The following is a 13,135-nucleotide window of genomic DNA, read 5'->3' as shown; positions in this document are numbered from 1 at the left end:
ACCTGGACTCAACGGAGCTTCGTCCATATCCGACACGCCAACGCAGGCACCGTCACTCACCGCCACTATCGATCATGAAACGGCCGTGGGCGGTCGCCTCACCCTCGGTCAATTCCTGTCCTGGGCGACCATAAAATCCGCGAACTTGGTGGGCATGTCACCGAAATGAGCCTTCTCTAAAACTCCGCCCGGTTTGCGGTCAATGCCTAGCGCGATTACCCACGTCCGCCCGTATCCCCGGCAGATCTTGGTGGATTTACCACCCAAAAGAGCTTTTGTTCTCGGCTGCCTGATCACTTGCGGTCATTCCCTCGTGATGGGCAACCCGTCCAGCCGAGATCTTGGCGGATTTACCACCATTTTCGGTGGTAAATCCGCCAAGATTGACCGGGGCGGAGCTGGAAAGCGGACACTCGCGCCAGGAATTGACTGCGAGCGGGCCGGCAGCTGAGAAGAAGGCTCAAAACGGTGATAAATCCGCCAAGATCGCGGATTTTGCGGTCGCACGTGCAAGGGAATGGGAGCGAATGAGCTGCCGATCAAATAGAAGGCTCGAAGCGGTGGCAAATCCTTCAAGATCTCAGCTGGAAAGGGTGCTCGTGTGTGGGAATTTCCCGGCGAAGAGCAGGAAATCGAGGAGGGTCCTTTGAGTGGGAGTGCCTAAGATCGCGGTTTTGGAATCGCCGGCGGTGGACTGTCCGGCTCCGACTCGGCGCTGGGACTCGCCCGGCAAGGCCACTGGATGACCATCGTGGAGATGGCTGGTGAGCTGGCCCGCGACATGATCGTCATCAATCGGATCACACGCGCTGTGGAGGCAGCTCGCCGAGGCGGGTGTGCGGGTGCTGGCCGGGCGCCGGGTGACCGCGAGCGGCCGCGATCGTTCTCTGAGTTTCAGCGGAAGACCCGGTCGAGGTACGCGTCCAGCAGCGCCAATGCCTCGGCCGGGCGGTAGAGCCCCAGAAGCACCGGGCCGATCAGGCCCTGGGTGAGGAAGTAGAACGACTGGGCCTCGCGGTCGGGGTCGGTTCCGGTGCGCAGCTCACCCCGTACGGCGGCGTCCTGGAAGTTGTTCCGGGAGACTGTCAGCACGCGCTCGTATCCGGCACGGAGCTGGTCGGCGTAGGCCGGGGTGACGGTCGCCGCGGCGTAGAACGCGACGTTGACACACGCCTCCTCGCGGCCGGCCTCGTCGATCGGCAGCATCACCGCGGCGCCGGCCCGGATCCGGTCGCGGCTGGTGGGCTGGTCCAGCCGGTCGAGGGCGGCGGTCAGCCGGACCAGCACCCGGTCCCGCATGTGTGCGAGTGCGAACAGCAGCATCTGCTGTTTGGTGGGGAAGTAGTACTGCACGGTGCCCATCGAGTACCCGGACCGTTCGGCGATGTCGCGCAGACTCACCGACTCGTATCCGTTGGTTCCGATGGCCGCGAAGACCGCGTCGGCCAGCAGCCGGCGGCGCTGCTCGTGATCTACCTGCTTCGGCACGCCCCCGACACTACCCACAGTGTTATCATGCGACTGCATGAAAACGATGGAGGGCGCAGCGTGACCGTTCTGTACACCCGCAACGGCGACCACGAGATCGCCTACGAGACGTTCGGCCAGGGCGGCGACCCACTGCTGCTGATCATGGGGTTGGACTTCCCGATGAACTGGTGGCCCGACGCCTTCTGTGAGCGCCTCGTCCGGGCCGGCTACCACGTGGCCCGCTTCGACAACCGCGACACCGGCCTGTCCACGCACTATCCCGAACCGGCCGCCGGCAACCCGTTCCGTGCCCTGCTCGGCGGCACCCGCCCGCTCTACACCGCGACCGACATGGCCGGCGACGGACTGGCCGTGATGGACGCGCTCGGCTGGGACAGCGCCCACCTGATGGGCCTCTCGCTCGGCTCCCAGCTGGCCCAGGCCACCGCACTGCTGCACCCGTCCCGGGTGCGCGGCCTCACCCTCTGCGTCGGCGGTCCGGTCACCGCCGGTTCGTGGCGCCTGCTCACTTATCTGCGGTACGGGGTTTTCGCCAAAGCCGCGCGCCTCCCGAAGGCCGTCACGGCCGAGCAGGAGATCGACAACCTGGTGGAGCTGTTCCGGGCGTTCGCCTCACCCGGCTACCCGTTCCCGGAACAGTGGGCCCGCGAGGCGGCGACGGTCAGTCACGCCCGCAGCCCGCGCGACCCGCGCACCACCCAGCGACAGATCGCCGCTGCCCGGGCGGTGAAACTGCCACCACTGTCCACCATCACCGCCCCGACCGTGGTGATCTCCGGCGCCGACGACCCGCTGCTGCGCCCCCGCGCCGGCCGCGACACGGCGGCCGGGATCCCGGGGGCGCGGTTCAAGCTCTACCCGGGGATGGGCCACAACCTGCCCGAAGAACTATGGGACGAGATCATCACCCAGATGCCGTCCTGACCCGCGTGGTCACGTCTGGTTCGGGTCGCGCCGGAAGTCGGCACGTGCCGTTCCTGTGTGGTCACTTCCGGCGCGGATCGCGCCGGAAGTCGGCACGCGGTTGTCGCCCGCATGCGGTCAGTGCGAGCACACCGTGGCCGGTGACCGTGGTGTGCGGGCCCAGCGCGGCGGGGTTCACCGACAGCCGGGCCGCCACGGTGGTGGCGTGGGCGTGCTCCGGGACGGTGGGCCGGCGCCGGGGCCGCAGCGGGACGGCGCCGCCGTCGACGGTCAGCTGTTCGTGACGCGGCGACGGGGGAGTGGACAGCGGAACGAGGTCGTCGTAGTAGCGCAACCCCGGCGGCTCCGGCACGACCACACCGTGGCGGGCGATCACCGCACCGTCCTCAGCCAGGCACCAGGAGGTCCAGCCGTCACCGCAGCTCGCGCCGTACCAGTGGGCCGTCCCGAACCGGCCGCTCAACCAGGCGGTGTGCGCACGCACCGCCCGCTCGAACGCCCCTTCACCCGTGGTGTGCGCGACCTCGGGCACGGTCCCGAACACCAGGATCCAGCCGTCCAGCCCCGGCGTCACATACATCCGTGCACACCGGCCGTGCTCACCCCGGTCCCAGTCGTGCCGGTCCGCGGTCCAGGCCGCCGACCCGACAGACATCGACACCGGGTACGCCCCGGCCAACCCGAACGCGTCGAGCACCGCCGGTTGCCCGACCTCGGCCGGTACGGCATACCAGGAACCACACAGATGCATCGGCTCGGCGGTCATCACCAGATGATCGCCGATGACCACGGTGGATAGGGTCGCGCTGTGACCGGCGATTTCCCGCGTATCAACCGTTTCCAGTTCCTTGAGGAGGCGGACCAGGCTGACCTGGCCCGCACCGCCGACCTGGCCGGTGTGGAACAGGCTCTGCGGGCGATCGTCGAACTGGTGCTCCACGACGAGGGTTTCATGGATTCGATGTCCGACGAGGCCCAAGCGAATCTACTGGTCCCTCTGGGCATGGCCGGCGCGATGCTCGCCGGCGGCGACTACACACCGCTCGAACTGGTGGCGGCCGCCGGAACGGTCCGCTACTGCGGTTCCCCACACCACGACGAGTTCCCCCGCCGACTGGTCGAGCTCCTGCACCGGCTGCCGCGCTGACGGGCGTTGTCTTCCGGGGGCCTGGCCCGACTCGAACGGTGCCGCCATCCTCGGGTTCAGTGACGCGCGCTCACCCGGCATCGCGCGCGTCGGGCAAGCCTGGTGCCGACCCTACGCCGCCGGCGCGATGGGTGTCGTCCGAGTGTCCCTCCGGGGCTTGGCACGAGTGCTTCGTCCAGCCCGACAACGCCATCGCCCGTGCCATGGAGAAGGCCGGTGGTCGTGGCCGTCAGCATCGTGTTCTGTCTTCTCGCCTGGCGTGACTTCGCCCGGAAGCGCCGGCAGGAGGCGGTCAAGGCCGCCGAATCGGTCAAGGACTCGACATCGTTGATGCTGCGGACCGGCGTCCGGATCGGCTTCCAGGCCCTGTCGCTGCTCGTCGGGGCGTACCTGGTGACATGGATCGGCGTCGACCTTTTGACCGTTGCGCCGGACGGGACGACCATGGCCGACGAACTCGGTGGCGATGCGGCCATGGCGCTGACGGCGTACTTCGGGTTCGTGGTGCCCGAGTCCCGGCAGCTGGCCTGCATCCACGGCGCGTGGATCACGGGCTGGCTGCTGCTGGCGTACGCCGGGCTCGGCCTGCCCCTGGCCGGTGAGACCCTCGCCTATGCGGTCCTGCCGTCCCGCCCGGTTCGCGGTCTGTACGGCGAGTGACCGGGGCGGTGACGTATCCGGTTTCCGGCAGGTCACCGCCCGGCCGGCTGGCGGGGCCGGGCCGGGCGGTGGGTGGTGGGTCAGACGCGGCCGGTGATCAGGAACTGCATCTGGAGGTCGTGGTCGTCGGCCACGCCGTACTTCTGGTCCAGGTCGTAGATCGAGGTCAGGGGCTTGACCTTGACGTCGGAGAGGCCGGCGTTGGCGAAATACAGGGCGGTCTCGTCGATCGACTTGGCGGCGGCCAGGGGGAGGACGGCGCGGACCGACTCGTCGTAGTGGTCGGCGAAGTTCTCGGCGGAGTCGGTCAGGCCGTTGGGGAACCAGGTGCTGTCGACGAAGGCCAGCCGGCCGCCGGGGCGCAGCAGCTTGATCCAGTTGGCGACGGCGACGTCCGGTTCGCGCAGGGTCCAGGTGACGTAGCGGCCGACGATCACGTCGAAGCTGGCCGGTGGGAAGTCGGGGGCGACCGCGTCGCCGAGCCGGAACACGGGGGCGTTCGACGCGGTGGCGGCGTGCTTGCGGGCCTGCTCCAGCATGCCTTCGGACAGGTCGATGCCGGTGACGCGGTGACCGAGCCGGGCGACGGTCAGGGCGACGTGGCCGCTGCCGGTGCCGACGTCGAGGATGTCGGACGGGCTGTCCGGCAGTGCCTCGGCCCAGATCTCGGACCAGGCCCGCTCGTCGGCTTCGAGCCGTTCGGGACGCTGCTGGTAGGCGTCGTAGCTGGGGGCGCGGCCGGTCCAGTAGGCGTTGATGCGGTCCTGGGCGCTCATTCAGCGGACTCCTCAAGGTTCAGGGGGTGCAACAACGGTGTATGCCGATGCCGTGGCCGGGCGGTGCCGGATCGAGGTGGTGCAGTACCACGATCGGCCCCGTTTCCAAACCACGGGACAGGGCGGCGCCGAGCGGTCCTGTTGCCAAGTGTGTGCAGCAAGTTAGCACCGTGATCAACGGGGAGTGAAGCGCCTGTGTCGGATGTCGCCGCCCGCGGATCCCCCGTCCGGGTCGCTTCCCGCCACCTTCGGAGGGTTCCTGCCGCTCACGGCCCGGTTCTACGGTGGTCCGACCAAGATCAACCGTTGGAAGGTAAGTCCGTCAGTGCGCCTGTTCCGAACGCTCGTCACCATCGCCGCATTGACCGCACCACTGTCCGGATGCGCTTCCGAGCCGCCGGCCACCGCCGCCGCCACCCCGGTCGCGGTGGAGCCGCTGCCGTTCGGAACCTCCCGGCCCGCGTCGGCCGGGACCGTCGAAGCCACCGTGTACGACTACCGGCAGCCGGTCACCACGGTCGGCAAACCCGCACAAGCCGGGTACGAGTACGCCGCCGCCGACCTGAAGGTCTGTGTCACCGACAGGGCGACCGACCCGATCGTTCTCGGCCAGAACCCGTGGTCACTGGCGTACGCCGACAGCACCCGGGCGGTGGCGTCCAGCGAGCGCTACGACGACTTCCCGCTCCCGGCGTACCCGGTCGGTTACGACGGCGAGCCGCAGACCCCCGCCGGCCAGTGCAAACGCGGCTGGCTGGTGTTCCCGGCCCCGGCCGGGCAGCGTCCGGTGACGATCGACTACCAGCCGTCCGACGAGCCGGCGCCGCTGCCGTGGACAGTCCCTGACTTCGACCCGGACCGGGCCGCCTGCGCCGCCCTGAACGGCATCGACGAACTCCAGCGCCTGGAACCGGAGGTGACCCGCCCGGTCGCCGAGGGTGCCCTGCGCGCCACCGACCCGGCCCTGGTCGAGGCCGGGCAGACCCTGCTCCGCGCGACCACCGCCGTCGAGGAGGCCGACAACCCGGCCGGGCCGCTGAACACCGCCCTGTTCGGCGCCTGGCTAGACGTCTCCGGCGCCTGCATCGACCGTTATGGAGACGGCCCCTGGTAGAACGGCAGGCATGACCTACGTTATCCGGGCCGGGCGGGCCGCGGACGCCGACGCGATCGTGGCGTTGCAGGCCGCGGTTCAGCTCCAGGAACTGACCGGGGGAGCACCGCACCCGGGGATCGCGGCGTGGACCGCGGGCCTGCTGGACGGCCATCCCACGGTCGGGCCCGGCGACTTCCTGGTGGCCGAGGAGACCGGCACCGGGCGGATCGCGGCCAGCCTGGTCGAGCTGCGCCAGGAGTGGAGCCTCGGCGGGGTGCGCCTGCCGGTCTCGGTCGTCGAGCTGGTCGGCACCTGGCCGCGGGATCGCGGGAACCGGCTCACCGACCGGCTGCTCGACGTGCTGCACCAGCGCGGTGACGGCACGGCTCTGCACGTGATCGAGGGCATCCCGTACTTCTACCGGCGCTTCGGCTACGAGTACGCGCTGGCCAACGACGGCGCCCCGGTCATCCCGGTCGCCGCGCTGCCGGCCGGCGGCAGCGGCCGGACCGTCCGGGTGGCCACCGTGGACGACGCCGAGGCCCTGGCCGCGATCGACCGGGAGCAGGCCGCCGCCGGGGTCTGGACCTGCCCGCGGGACGCCGCGGCGTGGCGGCACGAGATCGCCGGCCGTACCGCGGACGACCTGGCCCGCCGGGTCGTCGCCCGGCAAGGTGACGGCTATCTGGTGCACACCGCCCGGCCGCACGACGGCGTGCTGACCGTGCTCGCCGCGACGGTGCGACCCGACGGCGCGACCTACGGCTACCTGCGCCGGGCCGGTGGGCCGGAACTCACCACGCTGCGGCTCCTGCTGCCCCCCGAACACCCGCTGAGCGTCTTCGGCCCGGCCGGCGTGCCCCGGCGGGCCCGCGGCATGTATGTGCGCACCGGCGACCCGGCCGCCCTGATCGCCCGTCTGGAACCGCTGCTGCGGGCCCGCTGGCAGGCGGCCGGCCTGCGGTGGCCGGAACCCACCATGACCATCGACGGGTACGGCCGGGCCGCCCGCCTGCACTTCACCGACGGCCTGCTGACCGGGATCACCACCGGCCGTGGCGAACCCGGCGCGCACCTGAGGATCCCGCCCGGCGCCCTGCTCCAGCTGGTGCTCGGGCACCGGAGCCTCGCTCAGATCCTGGACACCTGGCCGGACTGCCTGCCCCGGGACCGGATCACCGAACGTTTTCTGACGGTGGCGTTCCCACGGGTTCCGATGCACGTGTGGACCCGCGTCTGAACCGGCGGACCAGCGGCCAGCACAGGATCACCACGATGACGGTGTAGATCAGGTAGGACAGCGGCCCGCCGAGCAGCCCGGACAGATCCCCACCGGACAGTTGCAGCGCCATCCGGCCCTGCCGTTCGGCGATCGGGCCGAGGATCACCCCGACGATCAGCGGGAGCACCGGCAGCCCGAACCGCCGCATGCCGAACCCGATCAGCCCCAGGATCAGCAACAGCAGCAGGTCGAAGGGCTGGGCGTTGACCGCGTACGCGCCCATCGCGGCGAAGAACAGGATCCCGGCGTACAGGTACGGGCGCGGCACCCGCAGCAGCCGCGCCCAGACCGGGGCGAGCGGCAGGTTCAGCACCAGCAGCAGCAGGTTGCCGACGAACAGGCTGGCGATCAGCGTCCACACCAGCGCGGTCTCCCGTTGCAGCAACAGCGGGCCGGGCTGGATGCCGTACCCCTGGAACGCCGCCAGCATCACCGCCGCGGTGGCGTTGGTCGGCAGCCCGAGCGCCAGCATCGGCACCAGGGTTCCGGCGGCGGACGCGTTGTTGGCCGCCTCCGGCCCGGCCACCCCCTCGATCGCCCCCCTGCCGAACTGCTCCGGATGCTTCGTGAGGCGTTTCTCCAGCGTGTACGACAGATAGGTGGGGATCTCCGCGCCACCGGCCGGCATCACCCCGAACGGGAAACCCAGGGCGGTGCCGCGCAGCCACGGCTTCCACGAGCGCCGCCAGTCGTCGCGGCCCAGCCACGGCCGGCCGACCGGGATCACCTCGGCCGGGCGCCGCCGCAGGTGCGCGGCCACCCACAGCGTCTCGCCGACGGCGAAGATACCGACCGCCACCACGATCACGTCGATGCCGTCGGCCAGTTGCGGCAGGTCGAAGGTGAGCCGCTGCTGGCCGGTCACCCGGTCGATGCCGACCAGCCCGACCGCCAGGCCGACCAGCAGCGACGCGAACCCGCGCACCCGGGACACGCCGAGGACCGCGCTGACCGCGATGAACCCGAGCAGCATGATCGCCAGATAGTCGGGGGCGCCCAGGCTGATCGCGAACGACACCATCGGCGGTGTCACGAACACCAGCAGCAGGGTGCCGATCAGTCCGGCCACGAACGAGCCGATCGCGGCGGTGGCCAGCGCCTGCGCGGCCCGGCCGGCCTTGGCCATCCGGTTGCCCTCGATGGCGGTCACCACCGACGACGACTCGCCGGGGGTGTTGAGCAGGATGGACGTGGTGGAGCCGCCGTACATGCCGCCGTAGAAGATGCCGGCGAACATGATGAACGCCTGGGTCGGCTCCATCCCGTAGGTGAGCGGCAGCAGCAGCGCCACGGTCATCGCCGGGCCGATGCCGGGCAGCACGCCGACCGCGGTGCCGACGGTCACCCCGATCAGCGCGATCAGCAGGTTGGCCGGGGTCACCACGTTGCCGAAGCCGTCGAGCAGATTGGTCAGTTCGGTCATCAGAGGATCCCCTGCAGGACGCCGGCCGGCAGATTCACGCCGAGACCGATCGCGAAGCCGTAGAAGGTGATCAGGGCCAGGGCCACCGCGATCACCGGGGTGAGCAGGTGGTTACGGGCGCCCAGCGCGTACGCCGCACCCCAGAACAGCAACGAGCCGCTGATCACCCAGCCCAGTGGTTCGATCAGCACCGCGTTCAGGCCGAACGCGGCGAGCAGCAGCAGTACGGTCCGCCAGTCGATCCGCGAGGTCAGGTCGACGTCCTCGCCGCTCTCCTCGACCCCGGTGCCGCCCCGGGCCACGTCCAGCGCGTACAGCACCGCCACGATCAGCAGCAGCACCCCGATCCCGATCGGCACCGGGCGCGGCCCGATCGGGTCGTTGCTGCCGGTGGCGTGACCGATCCGGGTGGCGTCGACCAGCACCAGCACGCCGAGGGCGGCGAGGAAGGCGCAGACCCCGTACTGCGCCCGGTCCCTGGTCACGCCAGCCCGAGGTCGGTGAGCACGTCAGCGACTGCCTTGTCCTGCTCGGTCAGGAACGCGCCGAACTGGTCACCGGTCACGAACGCGTCGGTCCAGCCGTGTTTGGCCACCTCGGCCTTCCACGCGTCGGTCTGGTGCATCCGGGTCAGCACGCCGATCCACTGGTCGCGGTCGGCGGCGGTGATCTCCGGCGGGGCGACGATGCCGCGCCAGTTGGTGAAGCTCATGTCGATGCCGGACTCCTTCAGCGTCGGCACGTCCGGCACCGCGTCGAGGCGCTGCTCGCTGGTGACCGCGAGAACCCGGACCTGGCCGGCCTCCACCTGGTCCAGGAATTCGCCGACACCACTCGCGCCGAACGCGATCTTGCCGCCCAGCACTGCCGGAAGCAGTTCGCCGCCTCCGTCGTACGACACGAAATTGACGGTCCTGGGGTCGATGCCGACGGTCTTGGCCAGTCGCATCGGCAGCAGATGATCGGGGCCGCCGGGGGAGGAGCCGCCGCCTACGGCGATCTTGCCGGGGTCGGCCTTCCACGCCGCGACCAGGTCGTTGATGGTCTTGTAAGGCGAACCATTCGGTACGACGACGGCGCCCGGCTCCTCGATCACCTTGGCCAGTGGGGTGGTCTGGGTGAGTTTGGCCGGCGACTTCTGGGTGTACGACGCACCCACCACACCCAGGCCCATCTGCATGGCCAGCTTGCCGTTGCCCTTCTCGTTGACGGTGCGCTGCAACCCGACCACACCGCCGGCCCCGGACAGGTTGAACACCTCGACCCCGGACGCGATCCGGTTGTCCTCCATCACCTTGGCGATCGTGCGGGCCGTGGTGTCGTACCCGCCGCCCGGGGTGTTCGGCACCATCAGCCGCAGGCTGCCGACCGGACCGGCCTCGTCACCCCGGTCCGCGGTGGCGCCGCACCCGCTGACAGTCACTGCCATCAGCGCGACGACGAACGCGCTCGTCAATGTTTTCATCGCTGTTTCTCTTTCGTTTCGGGACGGTCCGGCGCGATGATGGTGGCCCTCCGGCGACGGGGGTGTCTGCGTTCTGTAACCAGCGAAGGTTGAGTAATTTGTGGTCGCGACGATCGACACTCGCCGGACAACTGCTGGTCCTCCAGCTGACCATCATCGTGATCGTGCTGATCGCTGTCGCCGCGCTGTCCCTCGCCCAGTCCGCGGCGACCTTCAACCGGGTCGAAGGCCGCCGGGTCGCCGCCCTCGCCGAACAACTCGCCGACAACCCGCTGATCCGCGCCCAGCTCGACCAGCCCGCACCCGGCGCCGCCCTGCCCGCCCTGGTCCAGGCCACCCGCACCCAATCCGGAGTCGGGTCGGTGACCGTCGCCGACTCCCGTGGCATCGTCGTCGATTCCACCAACCCCACGCTGGTACGCGAGAAGCTGCCGCTCGGTGACCCGTCGGTGGCCCACGGGCGCAGCTGGTCCGGCTCGTTACGCCTGGACGGCCCGGTCGAACTCGTCGCCCAGGTGCCGGTCCTCAGCGACCAGCCCGGCACCCTCGGCCGCCAGCTGGGCGTCGTCGTGATCGGCGAGGTGTCCCCGACCCTGTGGCAGCGGGCGCGCGAGGGCTCGTACACCATCGGGGTCTATCTGGGTCTGGCCAGCCTCGTCGGCCTCACCGGGTCCTGGCTGCTCGCCCGGCGGATCAAGCGGCAGACCCTGGGCCTGGAACCGCGCGAGATCGCCGGCCTGGCCGAACACCGCGAAGCCATGCTGTACGGCATCGCCGAAGGCGTCGTCGCCCTCGACCCGCAACACCGGATCACCCTCGTCAACGCCCCCGGCCGGGCCCTGCTCGACCTGCCCGAGGACTGCGTCGGCCGGTCCCTGACCGAACTGGGCGTCGACGGCCGGCTCGCCGACGTCCTCACCCGCTCCGCCGCCGGGGTCCGCGACCAGGTCGTCGTCCGCGCCGGCCGGGTCCTGGTGCTGAACCGGATGAGCCTCACCGGCCTCGGCTCCGTCACCACCCTGCGCGACCGCACCGAACTCGCCCACCTGGAACGCGAGATGGGCTCGTTCCGCAGCACCACCGAACTGCTGCGCGCCCAGGCCCACGAATTCGCCAACCAGCTGCACACCATCTCCGGGCTGATCCAGATCGGCGAACACGACGAGGTGGTGCAGTACGTGGACGCGCTCGCCCGGCACCGCCAATCCCTCGACCTCACCCTGACCAGCCGGGTCCACGACACCGCCGTCGCCGCCCTGCTGATGGCCAAATCGGCCCAGGCCGCCGAACGCCGGGTCCGGTTGCGGATCTCCGAACGTACGTCCCTGGACCGCCTCGACCCCGACGACGCCGCCGACATCGCCACCGTCGTCGGCAACCTCGTCGACAACGCCATCGAAGCCTGCTCGGCCTTCGACGCCGCCTGGGTGGAGGTCGAACTACGCCAGGACTCCTCGACAGTCGAGATCGTTGTCCGCGACTCCGGCCCCGGCGTGGCCCCGTCCCTGGCCCACGAGGTGTTCTCGCACGGGTTCACCACCAAGGCCGCCGAACAGGGCGAACGCGGCATCGGCCTGGCCTTGACCAGACTCGTCTGCACCCGCCACGGTGGAGAGGTGGCCGTCGACGGCGCCATGTTCACCGCCCGACTCTCGCTGAGGGGAACGCCGTGATCGGTGTCCTGGTCGTCGACGACGACTTCCGCGTCGCCCGCATCCACCGCAGCTTCGTCGACCGGATCCCCGGCTTCGGCGTCGTCGGCGTCGCCCACACCGGAGCCGCCGCCCTCACCGAAGCCGCGACCGTCCAGCCCGACCTGGTGCTTCTCGACCTGTACCTGCCCGACATGTTCGGGCTCGACGTGGTGACCGCGCTGCGCACCGGCGGCCACGACTGCGACGTGCTGGTCATCTCCGCCGCCAAGGAAGCCGAGACGGTGCGCGGCGCGGTCCGCAGCGGAGTCGTCAACTACCTGCTCAAACCGTTCGGCTTCGACGATCTGCGCAACCGGCTGGAGCAGTACGCCACCCAGCGCACCGGCATGTACGCCACCGCCGTCAACGACCAGGCCGACATCGACCGGGCGCTGACCTGCGCGCCCCGGGTGTCCACCCTGCCCAAGGGCTTGAGCGCGGAGACCGCCCAGCTGGTCCGCAACGCGCTGAGCACCGCCGGCGACACCCTGTCCGCCACCGAATGCGCCGACAAGGTGGGCATCTCCAGGGTCAGCGCCCGCCGCTACCTGGAGTACCTGCACGCCACCGCCCGAGCCGCCGTCACCCTCCGTTACGCGGCCCCGGGCCGCCCCGAACGCCGGTACCGCTGGACCGGCTCCTGACCCGCTCGATGTGCCGGGTTACGCGTCTCCCGCATGCCGATCCCGGTCCCCGGACACCGCCTCGATCTTTCCCCTCAGCCGTCGGACCACGCGCGGTCAGTCTCCGGCGTATGGGCCCTTCAGCGGTCGAGGCGCGTTGGTGTGCCGATTTGCGGCTCGAATCGAGCCGCAAATCGGCACACCAACAGGCCTCGACGTTATTGCTTGGAAGATCTCGGCGTATTCGGAACCATTTCGAGTCCGCTCCGTGGTCCGCGACGGGCCCGCAGTCGATTCCATGAGGGAGTGTCCGCTTCCTGCCCGGCCTTGGGCCGATTTTGGCGGATTTACCACCGTATTGAGTCTTCCTCTGGGCTGTCGGCCCGTCCGCGGTCGATTCCCCACGCGAGTGTCCGCCTTCCAGCTCCGCCCTGGCCGACCTTGGTGGATTTACCACCGTTTTTGGTGGTAAATCCACCAAGATCTCCGCCGGGAAGGTCGCCCTCGCGAGGGATTGACCGCAAGTGATCAGGCAGCCGGGAACCAGACTCGTT

13 protein-coding genes are annotated in these 13,135 nt (G+C 70.0%); 7 read left to right on the top strand and 6 right to left on the bottom strand.

What is annotated here, in order from left to right; all coding sequences use genetic code 11:
- Nucleotides 1-894: 894 nt before the first annotated feature.
- Nucleotides 895-1,488 carry a TetR/AcrR family transcriptional regulator gene (locus tag ACQ0O7_RS14315; RefSeq protein ID WP_430782526.1) on the bottom strand — a complete coding sequence of 198 codons (594 nt, stop codon included), beginning with the start codon at nucleotides 1,486-1,488 and terminating at the stop codon, nucleotides 895-897.
- Nucleotides 1,489-1,548: 60 nt separating this feature from the next.
- On the opposite strand from ACQ0O7_RS14315, the gene ACQ0O7_RS14310 reads away from it, so the two are divergent.
- On the top strand, nucleotides 1,549-2,415 hold the full coding sequence (locus tag ACQ0O7_RS14310; protein ID WP_430782525.1) for an alpha/beta fold hydrolase: 867 nt from the start codon (nucleotides 1,549-1,551) through the stop codon (nucleotides 2,413-2,415).
- A 61-nt stretch (nucleotides 2,416-2,476) separates the two neighbouring features.
- On the opposite strand, the gene ACQ0O7_RS14305 is transcribed toward ACQ0O7_RS14310, so the two are convergent.
- Nucleotides 2,477-3,205: a hypothetical protein gene (locus ACQ0O7_RS14305; RefSeq protein ID WP_430782524.1), complete on the bottom strand. Its 729-nt coding sequence runs from the start codon at nucleotides 3,203-3,205 to the stop codon at nucleotides 2,477-2,479.
- 18 nt (nucleotides 3,206-3,223) lie between these two features.
- Here ACQ0O7_RS14305 and ACQ0O7_RS14300 point away from each other — a divergent pair, with 18 nt between their 5' ends.
- Both ACQ0O7_RS14300 and ACQ0O7_RS14295 read left to right on the top strand, forming a co-directional pair.
- Nucleotides 3,224-3,562 carry a hypothetical protein gene (locus ACQ0O7_RS14300; RefSeq protein WP_430782523.1) on the top strand — a complete coding sequence of 113 codons (339 nt, stop codon included), beginning with the start codon at nucleotides 3,224-3,226 and terminating at the stop codon, nucleotides 3,560-3,562.
- Between the two features lie 216 nt (nucleotides 3,563-3,778).
- A complete protein-coding gene (locus tag ACQ0O7_RS14295; RefSeq protein ID WP_430782522.1) occupies nucleotides 3,779-4,222 on the top strand; it encodes a hypothetical protein in 444 nt (147 codons plus the stop codon).
- Between the two features lie 80 nt (nucleotides 4,223-4,302).
- Here ACQ0O7_RS14295 and ACQ0O7_RS14290 read toward each other — a convergent pair whose 3' ends face one another.
- Nucleotides 4,303-4,998 carry a class I SAM-dependent methyltransferase gene (locus tag ACQ0O7_RS14290; RefSeq protein ID WP_430782521.1) on the bottom strand — a complete coding sequence of 232 codons (696 nt, stop codon included), beginning with the start codon at nucleotides 4,996-4,998 and terminating at the stop codon, nucleotides 4,303-4,305.
- A gap of 325 nt (nucleotides 4,999-5,323) precedes the next feature.
- On the opposite strand from ACQ0O7_RS14290, the gene ACQ0O7_RS14285 reads away from it, so the two are divergent.
- Nucleotides 5,324-6,112 (top strand): hypothetical protein, encoded by a 789-nt coding sequence (locus tag ACQ0O7_RS14285; RefSeq protein ID WP_430782520.1) that lies wholly within the window; start codon nucleotides 5,324-5,326, stop codon nucleotides 6,110-6,112.
- 10 nt (nucleotides 6,113-6,122) lie between these two features.
- Nucleotides 6,123-7,334 (top strand): GNAT family N-acetyltransferase, encoded by a 1,212-nt coding sequence (locus ACQ0O7_RS14280; RefSeq protein ID WP_430782519.1) that lies wholly within the window; start codon nucleotides 6,123-6,125, stop codon nucleotides 7,332-7,334.
- Here ACQ0O7_RS14280 and ACQ0O7_RS14275 read toward each other — a convergent pair.
- From ACQ0O7_RS14275 to ACQ0O7_RS14265, 3 genes are read right to left on the bottom strand one after another with little or no spacing between them, the layout of a single operon-like run.
- Nucleotides 7,270-8,799, bottom strand: a complete 1,530-nt coding sequence (locus ACQ0O7_RS14275) for a tripartite tricarboxylate transporter permease (RefSeq protein ID WP_430782518.1) — start codon at nucleotides 8,797-8,799, stop codon at nucleotides 7,270-7,272. The genes ACQ0O7_RS14280 and ACQ0O7_RS14275 overlap by 65 nt on opposite strands.
- A complete protein-coding gene (locus ACQ0O7_RS14270; protein ID WP_430782517.1) occupies nucleotides 8,799-9,284 on the bottom strand; it encodes a tripartite tricarboxylate transporter TctB family protein in 486 nt (161 codons plus the stop codon). The genes ACQ0O7_RS14275 and ACQ0O7_RS14270 overlap by 1 nt, the downstream gene beginning before the upstream one ends.
- Nucleotides 9,281-10,264, bottom strand: coding sequence for a Bug family tripartite tricarboxylate transporter substrate binding protein (locus ACQ0O7_RS14265; RefSeq protein WP_430782516.1), 984 nt, complete (start codon nucleotides 10,262-10,264; stop codon nucleotides 9,281-9,283). The genes ACQ0O7_RS14270 and ACQ0O7_RS14265 overlap by 4 nt, the downstream gene beginning before the upstream one ends.
- A gap of 98 nt (nucleotides 10,265-10,362) precedes the next feature.
- On the opposite strand from ACQ0O7_RS14265, the gene ACQ0O7_RS14260 reads away from it, so the two are divergent.
- Together ACQ0O7_RS14260 and ACQ0O7_RS14255 are read left to right on the top strand one after the other, a co-directional pair.
- Nucleotides 10,363-11,937 (top strand): ATP-binding protein, encoded by a 1,575-nt coding sequence (locus ACQ0O7_RS14260; RefSeq protein WP_430782515.1) that lies wholly within the window; start codon nucleotides 10,363-10,365, stop codon nucleotides 11,935-11,937.
- Entirely contained in the window at nucleotides 11,934-12,602 is a 669-nt protein-coding gene (locus ACQ0O7_RS14255) for a response regulator (protein ID WP_430782514.1), read from the top strand. Before ACQ0O7_RS14260 ends, ACQ0O7_RS14255 begins: the two co-directional genes overlap by 4 nt.
- Nucleotides 12,603-13,135: the final 533 nt, after the last annotated feature.

Source organism: Actinoplanes sp. G11-F43 (genome assembly GCF_050589265.1).
GTDB lineage: Bacteria > Actinomycetota > Actinomycetes > Mycobacteriales > Micromonosporaceae > Actinoplanes.
This window is presented reverse-complemented; position numbering and strand designations above follow the sequence as displayed.